The organism is Streptomyces sp. NBC_01571 (assembly GCF_026339875.1).
Lineage (GTDB): Bacteria > Actinomycetota > Actinomycetes > Streptomycetales > Streptomycetaceae > Streptomyces.
Map to the genome: position 1 here is coordinate 8021053 of NZ_JAPEPZ010000001.1, position 17840 is coordinate 8038892.

Genomic DNA, 17840 nt, shown 5'->3' on the forward strand with positions numbered 1-17840 from the left:
GAGCGGGTGAACGGCGCGGGACGCCGCGCCGTTCACGGCACGCTGGCGCGGGCCCGGTGTCAGCGCGCCGTCAGGACGCGGGGCCCCGAGTCCGTGATGGCCACCGTGTGCTCGGCGTGGGCCGCGCGGGAGCCGTCGTCCGTACGCAGGGTCCAGCCGTCGGGCGCCGCGTGGAAGCCGTCGGTGCCGCCGCCGATGAGCATGGGCTCGATGGCGAGGACCATGCCGTGGCGCAGCGGCAGGCCGCGGCCGGGACGCCCCTCGTTGGGAACGGGCGGGTCCTCGTGCATACGGCGGCCCACGCCGTGGCCGCCGAAGCCGTCCGGGATGCCGTACCCCGCCGCGCGGCAGACCGTGCCGACGGCGTGCGCGATGTCCCCGATGCGGTTGCCGACGACGGCCGCCGCGATGCCCGCCGCGAGGGCGCGGTCGGCGGTCTCGACCAGGCGGACGTCGGCGGCGCGCGGCCGGCCGACGACGAAGCTGATCGCCGAGTCGCCGACCCAGCCGCCCAGTTCGGCACCGAAGTCGATGGAGACCAGGTCTCCGTCGCGCAGCCGGTAGCCGGTGGGGATGCCGTGCACGATCGCGTCGTTCACGGAGGCGCAGATGACCGCGGGGAACGGGGTGGGTGCGAATGAGGGGCGGTAGCCGAGGAAGGGGGAGCCGGCGCCCGCGTCACGCAGTACCTGGTGGGCGACCTCGTCCAGCTCCAGCAGGGAGACGCCCACGGCGGCCGCTTCCCGCACGGCCGTGAGCGCCCTGCCCACGACCTGTCCCGCCTCGTGCATCGCGTCGATCGATGTGTCCGTCTTGAGTTCCACCATGCCAATTACTATACCGGTATTAGAATGGGCTCATGGTGCGTACCCCGCTGACCCCCGAAGAGCGCGAACGCGGCGAGCGTCTCGGGCAGTTGCTGCGTGAGGCCCGCGGCGTCCGGAGCATGGTGGAGGTCGCGGCGACCGCCGGGATCTCGGCCGAGACCCTGCGCAAGATCGAGACCGGCCGGGCTCCCACTCCCGCCTTCTTCACCGTGGCGGCGCTGGCGAGGGCGCTCGGGCTGTCCATGGACGACCTCGATCACCGGACTCCGCTCCCGGCCCGAAAACTCCCCGTAGCCGTTCCGTAACACGGAGGGTGTTTTCTACCGGACCGGAGTACTCCAGTCGGGTGGGGGGTTGCGTGATGGCTGTGGATCAACTCCCCGGCGAGGTGCGGGAGTTCGCGTGCTATCTGGACGGGCTGATGCGGCGGCTCGACCAGGGCGGCGGCTGGTGCGGGGTGTTCTGGCAGCGTGACCCCGACGGAATGCGGGCCTGCCTGGACGGCTGGGAGGTGCCTCCCTGGGACGTGGTCGAGGCGCTCCTGCAGGACCTCGGCGCGGAGTACGGCGGCGGGGCCGCGGCGCAGGAGGCCCCGCGGGCCCGCTCGCTGCACGGCGCCTCGCTCGCCGCGTTCGACGCCCGGCCCGGCGGGCGCGACGCGCTCGGCGACCGTCTCGACGTGATGCTCCGCGAACAGCGCTACGCGGCGGAACGCCGGACCGAGCTGAACCGGCTGCTGGGGGAGGCCGCCACCCCGCAGGACGCCGACTCGGTCCGGCTGGACCTGGCCTGGGCCCGGGACGACCACGAGCGGGCCACGGCCCGCTGTGTCGAACTCCGCCACCGCATGGAAGACCTCGACCGGCGCGCCCTGCGTACCCACGCATCGGGCGCGCTCGGCTTTTCGGGGGCCGCCGGGGGCGTACCCCGGGCGTCGGACGGCGGTGAGCGCGGGAACCGCGCGGGCGAGACGTGGGCCGAGGGCGGATGGGCCGAGGCCACGGGGACCGCGCCCACGGGGACCGCGCCCACGGGGACCGCGCCCACGGGGACCGCGCCCACGGGGACGGCGCCCACGGGGACGGCGGCCGGCCACCGTGCGGCCGTTCCCGGGCGGACGGGACGACGCTCGCCGTTCGCGGACCCCTCGGCGCCGGCTCGGCCCGAGACCGCCGATCCGGGCCCGTACGACCCGTCGGCTCCGGTGCCGGGCCCCGAATCCTTCACCCGCACCGGTCCCGGCGTGCCAGGCGCCTCGTCCGCTCCGAGCCGTCCTGCCGCTGCCGCGCCCGCCGGACCCGGTGGGCACGGCGACGCCTTCGGTCCTGGGGGTCACGGCGCCCGGGACGACGCGCGCGACGCCGGCCGGCCCGGGTCCGGTGAGGCCCTCGCGGAGGCCGGCGCCGCTGTGCGCGGGGACGGCCCCGGGCCCGGCGCTCCCGCTTCCGGCCCCGGGCACGACGGGTACGACCCCGGCTCCCGGCCGGAGGCCGCCTCCGGCGCCGTACGGCCCCACGACGGGCCCCCGACGCCGGGCTCGGGGTCCGCGGCCCCCGAGCCCGCCCCGGCCCCCAGACAGCGCTTCAGGCGCCGTCCCCGGGGAAGCGCGCGGTTCGCCGGGATGATGGAGGCCGACGCGGCCCCCGTGCCCGCCCCCGGGACGCCCGCGCCGCTGCCCGCCGGCCCGGCCGCGCCGAACCGCCGTACGTCCCGCGGCGCGCGTTTCGCCGGGGCCGCAGAGGAGCGGGCGGAGCCACGGACGGAGCCCCGGGCGGAGCCCCTGGACGGGGACGCCCGGCGAGCCACCGTGGAAACCGTCCGGACACTGGTCCGACTGCGTGCCGAGGGCCGCAGTGGCGAGGCGCACGCCGCACTCGTCGAGGCCGCGTACTGGCCCGCCGCCCGCTTCCCCCTGCTCGCCGCCGAGTTGCACGACGCGGGCCTCGACGCGGACTGGGCCACCCTGCTGTGGGAGGCCGCCTCGCTCCCCGCGGACCGGCTGGTCGCCGCGTCCGACGCGCTCGTCGCGGCCGGCCGCACCACCGACGGACAGCAGATGCTGCGCCAGGGCGTCGGCCGCCCCGCACCGGAGATCGGGGCCGCCGTGCTCGGCCTCGCCGACGAGGGCCGCAGCCGCGAGATCCGCGCACTGCTCGACGCCTATGTACGGGTCCGTGCCCCGGAGGAGGCCGCCCGCAGCGCGGAGAGCGATCCGGCGCGGCTCGTGCCGCTCCTGCTGGACGCCGCCCGGGGAATCTCGGAGGAACGCCACTGGGACCTGGTGCACGCCCTTCGGGTGGCGGGCTTCGCCGCCTGAGTCACCCGGGCGGCCCACAGCCCGGTCAGCCTCTCACCCGCAGGGGTGTGAAACGTGATCGACTCAGCGGGTTAACCCCGATGGTCTTGGCAAGGCTGTCCAGGGGGCTTACTTTCGAGCCTCTACCGCCTTTGTCTACGGGCGTAGAGGCTCTCTGACGTCCCGTCGAAGGAGCAGCTCATGGCCAACGTCGTACGCGCCGCTCTGGTCCAGGCGACCTGGACCGGCGACACCGCATCCATGGTCGCCAAGCACGAGGAGCACGCCCGCGAGGCGGCCCGGCAGGGCGCGAAGGTGATCGGCTTCCAGGAAGTCTTCAACGCCCCCTACTTCTGCCAGGTCCAGGAGCCCGAGCACTACCGCTGGGCGGAGCCCGTGCCCGACGGGCCCACGGTGACCCGCATGCGGGAACTCGCCCGCGAGACCGGCATGGTCATCGTCGTGCCCGTCTTCGAGGTCGAGCAGTCCGGCTTCTACTTCAACACCGCGGCCGTGATCGACGCCGACGGCACCTTCCTCGGCAAGTACCGCAAGCACCACATCCCCCAGGTCAAGGGCTTCTGGGAGAAGTACTACTTCAAACCGGGCAACCTCGGCTGGCCCGTCTTCGACACCGCGGTCGGCCGGATCGGGGTCTACATCTGCTACGACCGCCACTTCCCCGAGGGCTGGCGCCAACTCGGCCTCAACGGCGCCCAGCTCGTCTACAACCCCTCCGCCACCTCCCGCGGTCTCTCCGCCTACCTCTGGCAGCTGGAGCAGCCCGCCGCGGCCGTCGCCAACGAGTACTTCATCGCCGCGATCAACCGGGTCGGGCAGGAGGAGTACGGGGACAACGACTTCTACGGCACCTCGTACTTCGTCGACCCGCGGGGGCAGTTCGTGGGGGAGACCGCCGGCGACAAGGCCGAGGAACTCGTGGTCCGGGACCTCGACTTCGACCTGATCGAGGAGGTGCGTCAGCAGTGGGCGTTCTACCGCGACCGCCGGCCCGACGCGTACGAGGGGCTGGTGCAGCCGTGAGCGACCTGTACGCACGGCACAAGGCGGTCCTGCCCGACTGGCTCGCCCTCTACTACCAGGACCCGCTGGAGATCACCCACGGCGAGGGCCGCCACGTCTGGGACGCCGACGGCAACAAGTACCTGGACTTCTTCGGCGGCATCCTGACGACGATGACCGCGCACGCGCTGCCCGAGGTGACCAAGGCCGTCAGTGAGCAGGCCGGGCGGATCATCCACTCCTCCACGCTCTACCTCAACCGGCCGATGGTCGAACTCGCCGAGCGCATCGTCCAGTTGTCCGGCATCCCGGACGCCCGCGTCTTCTTCACCACCTCCGGCACCGAGGCCAACGACACGGCGCTGCTGCTCGCCACCGCCCACCGGCGCAGCAACCAGATCCTGGCGATGCGCAACAGCTACCACGGCCGCTCGTTCAGCGCGGTCGGCATCACCGGCAACAAGGGCTGGTCGCCGACCTCGCTCTCCCCGCTGCAGACGCTGTACGTCCACGGCGGTGTCCGCACCCGCGGTCCCTACGCCGGCCTGTCCGACACCGAGTTCATCTCGGCCTGCGTCGAGGACCTCAGGGACCTGCTCGGCCATGTCCGGCCGCCCGCGGCCCTGATCGCCGAACCCGTCCAGGGCGTCGGCGGCTTCACGATCCCGCCCGACGGCCTCTACGCGGCCTTCCGCGAGGTCCTCGACGAGCACGGCATCCTCTGGATCGCCGACGAGGTGCAGACCGGCTGGGGGCGCACCGGCGAGCACTTCTGGGGCTGGCAGGCCCACGACGCCGCGGGCCCGCCGGACATGCTGACCTTCGCCAAGGGCATCGGCAACGGCATGTCCATCGGCGGCGTCGTCGCCCGAGCCGAGATCATGAACTGCCTGGACTCGAACTCCATCTCGACCTTCGGCGGCTCACCGGTCACGATGGCGGCGGGGCTGGCGAACCTCACCTACCTCCTCGAACACGACCTCCAGGGCAACGCCCGGCGCGTCGGCGGTCTGCTCATCGAGCGGCTGCGGGCGATCGCCGCACAGGTCGACGGCGTACGCGAGGTCCGCGGTCGCGGGCTGATGATCGGCGTCGAACTGGTGAAGCCCGGCACCGACGAGGCGCATCCCGAGGGCGCCGCCGCCGTGCTCGAAGCGGCCCGCGAGGAAGGCCTGCTGATCGGCAAGGGCGGCGGTCACGACACCAGCGTGCTGCGCATCGCGCCGCCACTGTCCCTCACCGTCGCGGAGGCGGAGGAGGGTGCGGCGATCCTCGATCGCGCGCTGAGGTGCACCCGGTAAGAGAACCTGAGCAAGGGAACGTCGCCATGACCACCGCCTTGGACACCGCCCTGTCGGTACGCCAGGTCCTCACCCTGGAACGGGTGCTCGCCGGAGAGCCCGAGGTGGTGGCGGGCGCGGGCCACCTCGACCGGCCCGTGCGCTGGGTGCACGTGGCGGAGGCCGCCGACGTGGGCGTGATGCTCAGAGGCGGTGAAATGGTGCTGACCACCGGTGTGTTGCTGGCCGGCGACCCGGACGCGCAGGCCGAGTACATCCGTTCGCTGCACCGCGCGGAGGCCGCGGCCGTCGTCCTCGGGCTCGGCCGGGCCTTCCCCGCACCGCCGGACGTGATGCGCCGGGCCGCCGAGCGGTGCGGGCTGCCCATGGTCGTGCTGCACCGCCCGTTCCCCTTCGCCGAGTTGACGGAAGAGGTGCAGTCCCGGCTGGTCTCCAGCAAGTTCGCGGCCGTGAGCCTCTCCGAGTCGGTACGCACCGCGCTCACCGGCCTCATCACCTCGGGCGCCCCCATGCAGCGGATCCTCGACGAGATCGCGGGCCACGCGGCCTGCCCCGTCGTCGTCACCAACCTCGCCCACCGGGTCCTCGCCACGGCGGGGGAGCGGTCCGCGGTGGACGATGTGCTGCGCGACTGGGAGCGCATCGCCCGGCAGGCGGGCGGCAGCGAGGGCGACGGGTGGATCCGGGCCGAGCTGGGCGGCCGGGGCGAGCGCTGGGGCCGCATCGTGCTGTGCGGTCACCGCGGCGCCCCGGTGACCGGGCGGCTGCTCGCCGACCGGGCCGCCGAGGCCCTGGTCCTGCACCGGATGCTCGCCGGCTCCGCGCACACCTGGGAGGAGGAGTCCGCGCAGAGCCTGCTCACCGACCTCGTGAGCGGGGTCGTACCGGCGCGGCAGCTCCTCCCGCGAGCGCGCGCCGCCGGGCTGCCCGTGAACCGGCGGTCCTTCGTGCCGCTGGCCGTCCGGAACGGCGACCCGGCCCAACTGGACCGGGTGCTCAGGCTGCTCGGCCTGTCCGGACTCGTCGCCGAACTCGCCGACGGGGCCACCGCCGTACTGCTGAGCCTCGCCCGGGACCAGGACGCCGAGGCGCTGGCCGCGCACTTCGCCACCCGGCTGCGCCACGAGACCGGCGCCCCCGCGACCGTGGCGGCCGCCTCCGCACGCCACGCCTGGGACGACGTCCCCGGCGGCCTGCGGGAGGCCCTGCACGTCGCCGAGGCCGCCGCCGACACTCCCGTCGGCCAGGAGGACCACCCGGTGCTCGTACGGCTGCGTGACGTCCATCTGCGCGGTCTGGTCCGGCTGCTCAGGGACGACCCGCACGTCCAGTCCTTCGCCGAACGGGAGCTGGACGGGCTGCTGTGCGGGGCCGACGCGGAGTCGGAGCTGCTGCCCGTGCTGCGTACGTATCTCGCGACGGGCCGCAACAAGTCCCGCACCGCGCGGCTCCACCACGTCAGCAGGCCCGCGCTCTACCGCCGGCTGGAGGCGATAGAGGCACGCCTCGCCGTGAACCTCGACGACTTCGAACAGGCGGCCTCCGTGCACATCGCGCTGCTCGCGCACGACGCCCAACAACGGTGAAACACCGGATGACTCAGGTGAAACATGCGACGACGCGGGGGTGACACCGTGGAACGGCAACGCACCTCAGACGTGACACGGTGCACCTCAAAGCCGCCTGCCGGGCTTTCTAGGCTCCTCGCACACCGAGCGACCGGAGGTCCCGATGAGCAGAGTGATCCGCGCCGCCGTCTTCCAGACCGCCTGGACCGGCGACAAGGAGTCGATGATCCAGGTCCACGAGCAGGCGGCCCGAGACGCCGCCGCGCAGGGCGCACAGGTCCTGTGTTTCCAGGAGCTCTTCTACGGGCCCTACTTCTGCCAGGTCCAGGACAAGGCGTTCTACGAGTACGCCGAACAGATCCCCGAGGGCCCGATCGTCCGGCGCTTCCAGGCACTCGCCGAGGAACTGGGCATCGTCCTCGTCCTGCCGATGTACGAGGAGGAGCAGCCCGGAGTCCTGTACAACACCGCGGCGGTGATCGACGCCGACGGCTCCTACCTGGGCAAGTACCGCAAGACCCACATCCCGCAGGTCGAGGGGTTCTGGGAGAAGTTCTACTTCCGGCCGGGCAACTCGGGCTGGCCGGTCTTCGACACCGCCGTCGGCAGGATCGGTGTCTACATCTGCTACGACCGGCACTTCCCGGAGGGCTGGCGCGCGCTGGGCCTCGCGGGTGCCGAGATCGTCTTCAACCCCTCGGCCACCTCGCGCGGCCTCTCCGGCTACCTGTGGCAGCTGGAACAGCCGGCCGCGGCCGTCGCCAACGAGTACTTCGTGGGCGCGATCAACCGGGTGGGCGTCGAGGAGTACGGCGACAACGACTTCTACGGGACGAGCTACTTCGTCGACCCGGAGGCCCAGTTCGTCGGCGAGGTGGCGAGCGACAAGGAGACCGAACTCGTCGTCCGCGACCTGGACATGGCCAAGCTCCGCGAGGTGCGCGACCGGTGGCAGTTCTACCGGGACCGCGCCCCGGGGGCGTACGGGCCGCTGACGGCTCCCTGACGGACGGCCCCTGGTGGGCCCGGCCGGCGGGGGCCGGGCCCACGGGCCCTCCTTCCCCACAGGCCTCCCCGGAGGAAACAGCGTTGACCCCAGTCCCTGACAGCTTCGGAATTCCCCCAGTGCACGCACGACCGGAAGGAGAGGGAGCATGAGCCGTACCGTCATCCGCGGTGGCCTCGTCATCACCGCGTCCGACGAGATGCACGCCGACGTCCTGATCGAGGACGGCCGGGTCGTCGCGCTCGCCGCGTCCGGCACCCCGACGGCCGAGTCGTGGACGGCCGAGCGGACCATCGACGCCGCGGGGAAGTACGTCATCCCGGGCGGCGTCGACGCCCACACCCACATGGAGCTGCCGTTCGGCGGCACCTTCGCCTCCGACACCTTCGAGACGGGCACCAGGGCGGCGGCCTGGGGCGGCACCACCACCATCGTCGACTTCGCGGTGCAGAGCGTCGGCCACTCGCTGCGCGAGGGCCTCGACGCCTGGAACGCCAAGGCCGACGGCCAGTGCGCCATCGACTACGCCTTCCACATGATCGTCTCGGACGTCAACCAGGACACGCTGAAGGAGATGGACCTGCTGGTCCAGGAGGGCGTCACCTCCTTCAAGCAGTTCATGGCCTACCCCGGCGTCTTCTACAGCGACGACGGCCAGATCCTGCGCGCCATGCAGCGCTCCGCCGAGAACGGCGGCCTGATCATGATGCACGCCGAGAACGGCATCGCGATCGACGTGCTCGTCGAGCAGGCGCTGGCCCGGGGCGAGACCGACCCGCGCTTCCACGGCGAGGTCCGCAAGGCGCTTCTGGAGGCCGAGGCCACCCACCGCGCCATCAAGCTCGCGCAGGTCGCGGGGGCACCGCTGTACGTCGTGCACGTCTCGGCGCAGGAGGCGGTCGCCGAGCTGGCGCGGGCGCGCGACGAGGGCCTGAACGTGTTCGGCGAGACCTGCCCGCAGTACCTGTTCCTGTCCACGGACAACCTGGCCGAGCCCGACTTCGAGGGCTCGAAGTACGTGTGCAGCACCCCGCTGCGACCCGAGGAGCACCAGGCCGCGCTCTGGCGGGGCCTGCGCACCAACGATCTCCAGGTGGTGTCGACGGACCACTGCCCCTTCTGCTTCGTGGGCCAGAAGGAGCTCGGCCGCGGCGACTTCTCGAAGATCCCCAACGGCCTGCCCGGCGTCGAGAACCGCATGGACCTGCTGCACCAGGCCGTCGTTGACGGACACCTCTCCCGCCGCCGCTGGATCGAGATCGCCTGCGCGACCCCGGCCCGGATGTTCGGCCTGTACCCGAAGAAGGGCACCATCGCGCCGGGCGCCGACGCCGACATCGTCATCTACGACCCGCACGCCGAGCAGGTCATGTCCGTCGAGACGCACCACATGAACGTCGACTACTCGGCGTACGAGGGCAAGCGTGTCACCGGCCGCGTCGAGTCCGTGCTCTCGCGCGGCGAACCGGTCATCACCGAGCGGGAGTTCACCGGACGCGCCGGGCACGGCGTCTACACCCCCCGCTCCACCTGTCAGTACCTTCTCTGAGTGCCTAGGAGTGGCGCCATGGACTTCGGACTCGTCCTGCAGACCGACCCCCCGGCCTCCCGCGTCATCGAGCTGATGAAGCGGGCCGAGGGCAACGGCTTCACGTACGGCTGGACCTTCGACTCCGCCGTGCTGTGGCAGGAACCCTTCGTGATCTACAGTCAGATCCTCGCGAACACCGAGAAGTTGACGGTCGGACCGATGGTCACCAACCCGGGAACCCGTACCTGGGAGGTCACCGCCTCCACCTTCGCGACACTCAACGACATGTACGGCAACCGCACGGTGTGCGGCATCGGACGGGGCGACTCGGCGATGCGCGTCGCCGGACGCAAGCCGAACACGCTCGCCCGGATCAGCGGCGCGATGAAGGTCATCCGGGCGCTCGGCCGAGGCGAGGAGGCCGACCTCGGCGGCACGGTCGTCAAGTTCCCCTGGGTCAGGCCCGGTGCCGAACTCCCGGTGTGGATGGCCGCGTACGGCCCCAAGGCACTGAAGATGACCGGTGAGGAGGCCGACGGCTTCATCCTCCAGCTCGCCGACCTCTATCTGACGGAGTACATGGTCAAGGCGGTGAAGACCGCGGCGGCCGAGGCGGGCCGGGACCCGTCCGAGGTCACGATCTGTGTGGCCGCGCCCGCCTACGTCACCGAGGACGACTCACCGGAGGCGATCGCCCACGCCCGCGAGCAATGCCGCTGGTTCGGCGGCATGGTCGGCAATCACGTCGCCGACCTCGTCTCCAAGTACGGCGAGCACTCCGCCGCGGTGCCCGAGGAACTCACCGACTACATCAAGGCCCGCGAGGGGTACGACTACTCCCACCACGGACGCAGCGACAACCCCGACACCAGGTTCGTGCCCGACGAGATCGTCGACCGGTTCTGTCTGATCGGCACGGCCGAGCAGCACGTCGAGAAGCTGAACGCGCTGCGCGAGCTGGGCGTCGACCAGTTCGCCCTGTACGACATGCACGACGCGCAGGAGGCCACCATCGACGCGTACGGGTCGAAGGTCATCCCGGCCGTCAACGGCCGATGACCAGCTGAAGGACGGTCGGACAAGGGGTCGTCGAGGCACCGCGCCGCTCGCCCGCCGACCCCGCCGCTCCCAGTACCTCCCCTTCCCGCCGTCCCGGGAAGGGGACCAGGGCGCTCTCCCCGCGCACCCCCCCATGACGCCACCCGCACGGCCTTTCCCGACACTCCTCACCTGATTGGCCTGCCCATGATCGAGCCCGTCCCCACCGACAGCCCACCGGCCGCCCAGGTCACGCTCCCCGACGGCCGGGTGGAGATCGCCCCCGACGCTACGGCTCCCACCGGTCCCTACGCCAACGAGGACCTGCTGCCGGTCCCGGTCGCCAGACGGACCTGGACCACGTACAACTTCTCGGCGCTCTGGGTCGGCATGGCCCACAACACCGCCTCCTGGACCCTGGCATCCGGTCTGATAGCCGTGGGCATGGACTGGAAACAGGCCGTGTTCACCATCGCGCTGGCCAACCTGATCGTGCTGGTCCCGATGCTGCTCACCGGGCACGCGGGACCCAAGTACGGCATCCCCTTCCCGGTCTTCGCCCGCGCCTCCTTCGGGGTCCGCGGCGCCAACCTCCCTGCCGTGGTGCGGGCGTTGGTGGCCTGTGGGTGGTTCGGCATCCAGACCTGGATCGGCGGCGAGGCGATCTACTTCCTCGCCGGGAAGCTCTTCGGCGACAGCTGGGCGAACGCCTCGCACCTCGGCGGCTACGCCTGGACGATGTGGGTGTCCTTCGCGATCTTCTGGGTGCTCCAGGTCGCGATCATCTACCGGGGCATGGAGACGATCCGCCGCTTCGAGAACTGGGCGGCGCCCTTCGTGCTCGTCGGCGCCGGGGTCATGCTGTGGTGGATGAGCAGCAAGGCGGGCGGCTTCGGCCCGTTGCTCGACCAGCCCTCCAAGCTCGGCTGGGGCGGCGCCTTCTGGAAACTGTTCTGGCCGTCGCTCATGGGCATGATCGGCTTCTGGTCCACCCTGTCGCTGAACATCCCCGACTTCACCCGCTACGGCAGGAGCCAGAAGGCGCAGACCTGGGGCCAGGCGCTCGGCCTGCCCACCACGATGACGCTCTTCGCCTTCCTGTCCGTCATGGTCACCTCGGGATCGCAGGCCGTGTACGGCGAGGCGATCTGGGACCCGGTCAAGCTGGCGGCCAAGACGGACAACGTCGCCGGCATCGTCTTCGCGCTGGTCACCGTGCTGGTCGCGACCCTGTCCGTGAACATCGCGGCCAACCTGGTCTCCCCGGCCTTCGACTTCTCCAACATCGCGCCCAGGAGGATCAGTTTCCGGGCCGGCGCCATGACCACCTGCGTCCTCGGTGTGCTGATCTTCCCCTGGAAGCTGTACTCCGACCCGCAGGGCTACATCTTCACCTGGCTCGGCCTGGTCGGCGGTCTGCTCGGCACGGTCGCCGGCATCCTGATCGCCGACTACTGGATCCTGCGCCGCACCCGGCTCGACCTCACCGACCTGTACCGCACCGGCGGACGCTACTGGTACGCCGGCGGCTGGAACTGGCGGGCCGTCGTCGCCTTCGTCACCGGCGGTGTCCTGGCCGTCGGCGGCGCCGACCTCCACCCGCTGATCGACGGGCGCCCGATCCCGGCGCTGTCGTCGCTCGCCGACTACGGCTGGGCGGTGGGTCTGGGGACGTCGCTGGTGCTCTACACCGGTCTGATGCTGCTGCGGGGCCGGCCGGAGGCCGCCGCCTGAACCACGGCCGCGCGAGGGAGGACGGTCAGCTCTTCCGGCCGTTCTCCAGCGTGGCCACCACTTCCTTCGCGGCCTTGATGGCGCCCTTGTTGATCTCGTCGGTGCTGGGCGCCTTCTTCGTCTCGAAGTCGCTTCCGTTGTAGGTGACGGCCACCAGCGCGTTGGACACGCGGGCGATCACCACACCCTCGCGGGTCTGCTGCTTGTCCTCGGTGGTGAGGTTCACGACGGAGTAGCCCCCGTCGCCGAGGCCGGGCACCGTGCCCCCGCCGCTCTTCTTCGTCACACGCTCCTGGTAGGACTTCTGCGCCGCCGCGTCCGAGCTCATGATCTCGTAGGACACGTCGAGCCAGCGGTAGTCGAACCCCTTGAGCGCGTTCCAGGAGCAGGTGCGGCGTACGGACCTGTCGGTCGAGGCGATCTCCTGGCCGGCCGTCTTGGTGCCCGGGACCAGAGACGTGATCGTCTTGGTCGTGACGCTGGTGCACGGCGCGGGCGCGGCCGTGTACGTCTTCGCGACCGCCGTCGTCGACGGCTGGGTGGGGCTCTGGGTGTCCTGGGCCGACTTGTGCTCGGCCCCGGTCGGAGTCGTGGGCGACGAGGACGAACCGGACGACATGACCCAGCCCGTGCAGGCGAGCACGGCGACCGGCAGCAGGCGCGCGGTGAGGGCGAGCGGCAGAGGAAGAGAACGCACGGCGCACTTCTCGTGGGGGACGGTGCGGAGGAGTCCGCACTGCGGACGGGACGACAGTGTCACATGACTCTCTGTGGGGCGGAAGGGCGAACTCGTTCCGTGCCTGTGCGGTGACTGTGGTTCACGGCCGGACGCCAGGGCTCCACTTCGCCGTCACCCGCCACACCGCCGCCCGCAGTCGCACGCCACGATCCGTCTCATAAGGGCGCAAAGTGTCCTCCAGGATCTTGCGAGTGGCCATGTCGACCACCCGTCCGGGCGTACGCGAGAGGACGAAGCCGACGGCGTCGGCCGCGTCCCGCCCCCACACCGTCTCCGTGCCGACCGGCGTCACACTCACCTCATCCCATCCGTCCAGCACCTCGCGGATGTGCGCCGGGTCGGACAGGGAGGCCATCGCGGTCTGCGCCGCTACGGTGTGGCTGTCCGGCGCGTCGAGGAACTTCGCGAAGAGACTCAGGGCGCGCGACTCCTCCAGATGCGGGCCGGCCGGCTGCGGGCAGACGAACGCGAGGCGCCCTCCCGGTCGCAACGCCCGTGCCAGGTTCCGGAACGCGGCCGCGTGGTCGGCGAAGAACATCACCCCGCCCCGGCTGATCACCACGTCGTATCCGGCGGCCGGGAAGCGGTGGGTCTGGGCGTCGCCGAGTTCGTACGCGACGTTGGTGACGCCCTCCGCGGCGGTGGCCGCCCGCGCCCGGTCCAGCAGCGGCGCCGAGATGTCGACGCCGACGGCATGCCCGTGCGCGGCCAGCCGGCCCGCGGTCCTGGTCGTCGCCCCGGCCCCGCAGCCGACGTCCAGGACACGGTCGCCCGCGGCGATCGCGGCACCCTCGAAGAGCGCGTCGTCGAGACCCGACACCAGGGCGTCGTAGCGGGCGTGGTGGGTGGCCCAGTGGCTGCCGAGAGGCCCGTTCCACACCTGCGCCTGCACGGAGTTGGCGATCCGCGTCATGAGGCCTCCCTCGCCGTGCGCACGGGCAGCGCGCTCTCGATCCGGTCCACGGCGGCGAACGCGCCGTACGCGACAAGTCGCACCAGACAGGCGTCGGTCCGGTCGGGGGTGCGCCACGCCGCCACGTCCTCCTCCGTGATCCGGTACGGCGCGAGCGCGGCCAGCAGCGCCAGGCGAGCCCCGGGGCGGCCACGGCCGGGAATCCCGTCCCACGCGAGCGGCGGATGGGCGCCGTCCCAGGCGCCGAGCGTCTCCCGTACGAGGGTCCGGTCGGCGGCGTCGAGAAGTCCCCCGCCCTCGCCGGCCGCGGCGCGCAGCGCGGCGTAGGCGGGGCCGACGGTGGTCGCGCCCGCCCAGTCCGGGCCGGGACCCGCGTGGTCGAGGAGGGGCAGACCGGCACCGTCGAGGAGGGTCAGACCCGCGCCCGGGGCGGGGTGGCGGCGCACCGTCCGGGACAGGGACCGGCCGCCCAGGCTCCGTACGGCCCGGAACCGCTGGACGTTGCCCGGCAGCAACTGCTCGGTCAGCAGCGCCGACACCACACGGTTGATGAAGTGGAAGGCGAGGGCGGTGCCGATGTACGCGGGGGCGTGCGCGGCGGGGAAGGGGTACGGAGTCAGCTCCGGTGCCCCGGGGATCCGGGTCGCCCTGCCCCACGCCAGCACCTGCGCCTGCTGCTCGTCGGCGGGCGTCTCACCACGGGCCACCCTCTCCGCGAGCGCGTGGTCGCCGGTCGCGTGCAGCAGCATCCGGTGCGCGTCCACGCAGAACGGGCACCGATTGGCCTCCGACACCCCGAGCGCCGCGAGTTCCTTCCCGGTCCTGCCGCCGTCGCCCGCGATCAGCGACTCACGCATCAGCGCCCAGGCGGAGGCCATGATCCCGGGCGTGGAGGACAGCACGACGAAGGTGGACGCCCGCGTGATGCCGAAGTCCCTGGCGAGCTGGGAGTAGACGGCGCGGACGGGCCCGACGGCGGTCGCGGGCTCGGGTGGAGTGGTGTGGCGGTAGGGACTGGACACGGGGTTCGCCTCCCGGTGGGTGAGGTGCGGTGCGCCGACGGCCACCGACAGGGCAACCCTGGTCCACAGGGGGGTGCGCGGGCGTCGTACGGCCGAAGGCACTCCGGGCTACCCCAGTCGGTCCGGGCGCGGCCCGGCCTACTCCGCCAGGAGTAGTCCGCGCGCCCTCCACAGGTCTGACGCGACCGGCCGAACAGCCGTCTATCGTGCGGGACATGACGCTGGACCGGGCCACGCGCCGACAGCTCGCCGACACCGCCCTCGCGCTCGTCGTCGGCGCCCTCGTCATGACCGCGGCCGCCTTCGACGACGGCACCGCCCCCGCCGACTACGCCCTCATGGCCCTCGCCTCCCTGGCCCTCGCGGCCTACCGCCGGGCACCGCGCGAGGTCCTCGCGATCAGTACGGTCACCACGACGGCGTACGTACTGCACGCACACCCCGGGCCCCTCGCCGCCCTGCCCGTCCTGGGCGCCGTCCACACGGCCGCGCGCGCCGGCCACCGAGGCGTGGCCGCGCTCGCGAGTGCCGTGTTCCTGGCCGGCTTCGTCGCGACGGGCCCCACCCGGCAGGAGATCGTCGAACGAACCCTCCTGCTGGCGGGCTGGTTCCTGTGCGCCCTGGTGACGGGCCTCGCCGACCGCAACTGGCAGGCGTATCTGCGCCAGACCGAACAGCGCGCGCTGGAGGCGGAACGCACCCGCGAGGAGGCCGCCCTGCGCCGGGCGGGCGAGGAACGGCTGCGGATCGCACGTGAGTTGCACGACTCGCTCACCCACAGCATCTCGATCGTCAAACTCCAGGCCGGAGTCGCCGTCCACCTCGCCCGAAAACGCGGCGAGGAGGTACCGCCCGCGCTGCTCGCCATCCAGGCGGCGGGCGGCGAGGCGATGCGCGAACTGCGCGCCACGCTCGAGGTGTTGCGCACCGACGAGCCGACCGGCACCCCCGCGCTGCTCGTGGAGCGGGCCCGCGCCGCGGGGCTCGCCGTCGAGCTGTCGGTCAGCGGCGACGAACGACCGCTGACGGCGACGGTGGACCGCACCGCCTACCGCATCGTCCAGGAGGCGCTGACCAACGCCGCGCGCCACGCGGGCCCGGCCGAGGTGACCGTCCGGCTCGACTACTCGGCGGCCGAGCTGGCGATCTCCGTGGACGACGACGGCGGCGCCGACCCGTCCCGCCCGCCCGAGCCCGGTATCGGTCTCACCGGCATGCGGGAACGCGTCACGGCGCTCGGCGGCACCCTGCGTGCCGCCCCACGCGTCGGGGGCGGCTTCTCCGTCCACGCCCAACTGCCCCTGGGAACACCGGAGGACGTGTCGTGATCAGGGTCGCGCTCGTCGACGACCAGGCCCTGATGCGCGCCGGATTCCGCGCCCTGCTGGACGCCGAGGACGACATCGAGGTGGTGGGCGAGGCCGCCGACGGGCAGCAGGGGCTCGCGCTGGTGCGCGCCCGGCGGCCGGACGTCGCCCTCGTCGACGTGCAGATGCCGGTGATGTCGGGCATCGAGGCGACCCGGCGGATCGCCGCCGACCCGCAACTGTCCGCCGTACGCGTCCTCATCCTCACCAACTACGGCCTGGACGAGTACGTCTTCGAGGCACTGCGGGCCGGGGCGAGCGGTTTCCTGCTCAAGGACACCGAGCCCGCCGACCTCCTCCAGGCCATCGAGGTCGTCGCACACGGAGAGGCGCTGCTGTCCCCGTCCGTGACCCGCACGCTGATCGGCGAGTTCGTGTCCCGTCCCCCGGACCGGGCCACCGCGCCGGGCCTGGAGTGCCTCACCCGCCGCGAACGCGAGGTCACCGCGCTCGCCGCGCGCGGCCTCAGCAACGAGGAGATCGCCGCGCACATGGTCATCAGCCCGTTCACGGCCAAGACGCACATCAGCCGCGCCATGACCAAGCTGGGCGCCCGCGACCGGGCCCAACTGGTCGTGTTCGCCTACGAGTCGGGGCTGGTGACGGCCAGAGGCGGCACCCAGTGGGGCGTGCGATGATCGGCGGATGACCGTGCCGTGCCCGGGACCGCCGTGCCCGAGACCTCTTCGTAGCGCCGTCCTCGCCGGTGCGCTGGCGCTCGCCGTGAGCGGCTGCGGCTTCTTCACCGAGCCGGACCACAGACCCGCGCCCGCCCCCTCGCCCGCCGTCGCGGTCCCGCCGGCCGTCGACTGCCCGCCCGCCGGAGTACGCGTCGACGCCGGCCGTGTCGACGGGGCCATGGGACTGCGGGCGATGACCCTCACCCTCACCAACTGTTCCGAGCGGCCGTACCGGGTGGACGGCTACCCCTCCGTCCGTGTCCTCGACGAGAAGGGCACCCCGCTCACCGGCGTGCGCACCGTCCGGGGCACCGACAAGGTCCCCATGGCCCCGGAGGACCCCGGGGCCGAGCCGTTCACCCTGGACCCGGGCGAGAGCGCGCAGGCGGCCCTGTACTGGCGGATGGCGGCCGAGAACGGTACGTACCTCCGGGTCGTCCCGCAGAAGGGACGCGCCGCGGTGAACGTACGGCCACCGGAGACCCTGGACATCGGACCCGAGAACACGCTCGGCACCACGGCGTGGGCGGCGTCGCCGTCCTGACAGCTTCCCGTCCGGCAGTTCCAGTTCCTGACAGCTCCTGGTCCGGCCGACTTCCGGTCCGCCGGCTCCCGGTCCGGCCACGGGACCCTGTTCCCAAGGGCTGTCCCGTGATCCCCGGCGGGCGCACGACGACAGCTACGGCACCTCGCCGCGTTGTCGGATCGCCCGAATACGCCCAGTATGAGGACGACCCTCCGCCTTGCGATGCACCGCATCTGACGCCGCGCGCTGATCCACCGGGGATCACGGGA

Annotated in this window: 16 protein-coding genes; 12 read left to right on the top strand and 4 right to left on the bottom strand. The window is 72.3% G+C overall.

Features of this window, described 5'->3' with window-relative positions; translation table 11 throughout:
- Nucleotides 1-59 precede the first annotated feature (59 nt).
- Nucleotides 60-827: a type I methionyl aminopeptidase gene (gene map / locus OHB41_RS36150; RefSeq protein ID WP_266703119.1), complete on the bottom strand. Its 768-nt coding sequence runs from the start codon at nucleotides 825-827 to the stop codon at nucleotides 60-62.
- Between the two features lie 32 nt (nucleotides 828-859).
- Between map and OHB41_RS36155 the strand changes: the two genes are divergently transcribed.
- The 9 genes from OHB41_RS36155 (at nucleotide 860) to OHB41_RS36195 (ending at nucleotide 12324) form a co-directional block, all read left to right on the top strand.
- Nucleotides 860-1132 carry a helix-turn-helix domain-containing protein gene (locus tag OHB41_RS36155; protein ID WP_266703121.1) on the top strand — a complete coding sequence of 91 codons (273 nt, stop codon included), beginning with the start codon at nucleotides 860-862 and terminating at the stop codon, nucleotides 1130-1132.
- A 56-nt stretch (nucleotides 1133-1188) separates the two neighbouring features.
- Nucleotides 1189-3144, top strand: a complete 1956-nt coding sequence (locus OHB41_RS36160; protein WP_266703123.1) for a hypothetical protein — start codon at nucleotides 1189-1191, stop codon at nucleotides 3142-3144.
- A 180-nt stretch (nucleotides 3145-3324) separates the two neighbouring features.
- Entirely contained in the window at nucleotides 3325-4167 is an 843-nt protein-coding gene (locus OHB41_RS36165) for a nitrilase-related carbon-nitrogen hydrolase (RefSeq protein WP_266703125.1), read from the top strand.
- Entirely contained in the window at nucleotides 4164-5447 is a 1284-nt protein-coding gene (locus OHB41_RS36170) for an aspartate aminotransferase family protein (RefSeq protein ID WP_266703127.1), read from the top strand. Before OHB41_RS36165 ends, OHB41_RS36170 begins: the two co-directional genes overlap by 4 nt.
- 26 nt (nucleotides 5448-5473) lie before the next feature.
- On the top strand, nucleotides 5474-7033 hold the full coding sequence (locus OHB41_RS36175; protein ID WP_266703129.1) for a PucR family transcriptional regulator: 1560 nt from the start codon (nucleotides 5474-5476) through the stop codon (nucleotides 7031-7033).
- Between the two features lie 145 nt (nucleotides 7034-7178).
- Nucleotides 7179-8021 (top strand): nitrilase-related carbon-nitrogen hydrolase, encoded by an 843-nt coding sequence (locus OHB41_RS36180; protein WP_266703131.1) that lies wholly within the window; start codon nucleotides 7179-7181, stop codon nucleotides 8019-8021.
- 148 nt (nucleotides 8022-8169) lie between these two features.
- Nucleotides 8170-9570: a dihydropyrimidinase gene (gene hydA / locus OHB41_RS36185; protein ID WP_266703133.1), complete on the top strand. Its 1401-nt coding sequence runs from the start codon at nucleotides 8170-8172 to the stop codon at nucleotides 9568-9570.
- An 18-nt stretch (nucleotides 9571-9588) separates the two neighbouring features.
- A complete protein-coding gene (locus OHB41_RS36190) occupies nucleotides 9589-10611 on the top strand; it encodes a TIGR03842 family LLM class F420-dependent oxidoreductase (protein WP_266703135.1) in 1023 nt (340 codons plus the stop codon).
- 186 nt (nucleotides 10612-10797) lie between these two features.
- Nucleotides 10798-12324: an NCS1 family nucleobase:cation symporter-1 gene (locus OHB41_RS36195; RefSeq protein WP_266703137.1), complete on the top strand. Its 1527-nt coding sequence runs from the start codon at nucleotides 10798-10800 to the stop codon at nucleotides 12322-12324.
- Between the two features lie 25 nt (nucleotides 12325-12349).
- On the opposite strand, the gene OHB41_RS36200 is transcribed toward OHB41_RS36195, so the two are convergent.
- From OHB41_RS36200 to OHB41_RS36210, 3 genes are all read right to left on the bottom strand, one after another.
- A complete protein-coding gene (locus OHB41_RS36200) occupies nucleotides 12350-13021 on the bottom strand; it encodes a hypothetical protein (protein WP_266703139.1) in 672 nt (223 codons plus the stop codon).
- Nucleotides 13022-13142: 121 nt separating this feature from the next.
- On the bottom strand, nucleotides 13143-13976 hold the full coding sequence (locus OHB41_RS36205; RefSeq protein ID WP_266703141.1) for a class I SAM-dependent methyltransferase: 834 nt from the start codon (nucleotides 13974-13976) through the stop codon (nucleotides 13143-13145).
- On the bottom strand, nucleotides 13973-14998 hold the full coding sequence (locus tag OHB41_RS36210) for an alkylhydroperoxidase AhpD-related protein (RefSeq protein WP_266703143.1): 1026 nt from the start codon (nucleotides 14996-14998) through the stop codon (nucleotides 13973-13975). The genes OHB41_RS36205 and OHB41_RS36210 overlap by 4 nt, the downstream gene beginning before the upstream one ends.
- A gap of 215 nt (nucleotides 14999-15213) precedes the next feature.
- Between OHB41_RS36210 and OHB41_RS36215 the strand changes: the two genes are divergently transcribed.
- Genes OHB41_RS36215 through OHB41_RS36225 form a run of 3 tightly spaced genes read left to right on the top strand, consistent with a single transcriptional unit; the run spans nucleotide 15214 to nucleotide 17589 of the window.
- Nucleotides 15214-16326, top strand: coding sequence for a sensor histidine kinase (locus OHB41_RS36215; protein ID WP_266703145.1), 1113 nt, complete (start codon nucleotides 15214-15216; stop codon nucleotides 16324-16326).
- The gene (locus OHB41_RS36220; protein WP_266703147.1) at nucleotides 16323-17003 is read left to right on the top strand and encodes a response regulator; all 681 of its coding nucleotides are present in this window, start codon (nucleotides 16323-16325) and stop codon (nucleotides 17001-17003) included. The genes OHB41_RS36215 and OHB41_RS36220 overlap by 4 nt, the downstream gene beginning before the upstream one ends.
- A gap of 7 nt (nucleotides 17004-17010) precedes the next feature.
- Nucleotides 17011-17589, top strand: a complete 579-nt coding sequence (locus OHB41_RS36225) for a DUF4232 domain-containing protein (protein ID WP_266703149.1) — start codon at nucleotides 17011-17013, stop codon at nucleotides 17587-17589.
- Nucleotides 17590-17840: the final 251 nt, after the last annotated feature.

Excerpts from the sequence above, each read along its gene's own strand:
- map (WP_266703119.1), bottom strand. The coding sequence starts at position 827 with ATGGTGGAACTCAAGACGGACACATCGATCGACGCGATGCACGAGGCG.
- OHB41_RS36155 (WP_266703121.1), top strand. The coding sequence starts at position 860 with ATGGTGCGTACCCCGCTGACCCCCGAAGAGCGCGAACGCGGCGAGCGT.
- OHB41_RS36160 (WP_266703123.1), top strand. The coding sequence starts at position 1,189 with ATGGCTGTGGATCAACTCCCCGGCGAGGTGCGGGAGTTCGCGTGCTAT.
- OHB41_RS36165 (WP_266703125.1), top strand. The coding sequence starts at position 3,325 with ATGGCCAACGTCGTACGCGCCGCTCTGGTCCAGGCGACCTGGACCGGC.
- OHB41_RS36175 (WP_266703129.1), top strand. The coding sequence starts at position 5,474 with ATGACCACCGCCTTGGACACCGCCCTGTCGGTACGCCAGGTCCTCACC.
- OHB41_RS36180 (WP_266703131.1), top strand. The coding sequence starts at position 7,179 with ATGAGCAGAGTGATCCGCGCCGCCGTCTTCCAGACCGCCTGGACCGGC.
- hydA (WP_266703133.1), top strand. The coding sequence starts at position 8,170 with ATGAGCCGTACCGTCATCCGCGGTGGCCTCGTCATCACCGCGTCCGAC.
- OHB41_RS36190 (WP_266703135.1), top strand. The coding sequence starts at position 9,589 with ATGGACTTCGGACTCGTCCTGCAGACCGACCCCCCGGCCTCCCGCGTC.
- OHB41_RS36195 (WP_266703137.1), top strand. The coding sequence starts at position 10,798 with ATGATCGAGCCCGTCCCCACCGACAGCCCACCGGCCGCCCAGGTCACG.
- OHB41_RS36205 (WP_266703141.1), bottom strand. The coding sequence starts at position 13,976 with ATGACGCGGATCGCCAACTCCGTGCAGGCGCAGGTGTGGAACGGGCCT.
- OHB41_RS36215 (WP_266703145.1), top strand. The coding sequence starts at position 15,214 with ATGACGCTGGACCGGGCCACGCGCCGACAGCTCGCCGACACCGCCCTC.
- OHB41_RS36225 (WP_266703149.1), top strand. The coding sequence starts at position 17,011 with ATGACCGTGCCGTGCCCGGGACCGCCGTGCCCGAGACCTCTTCGTAGC.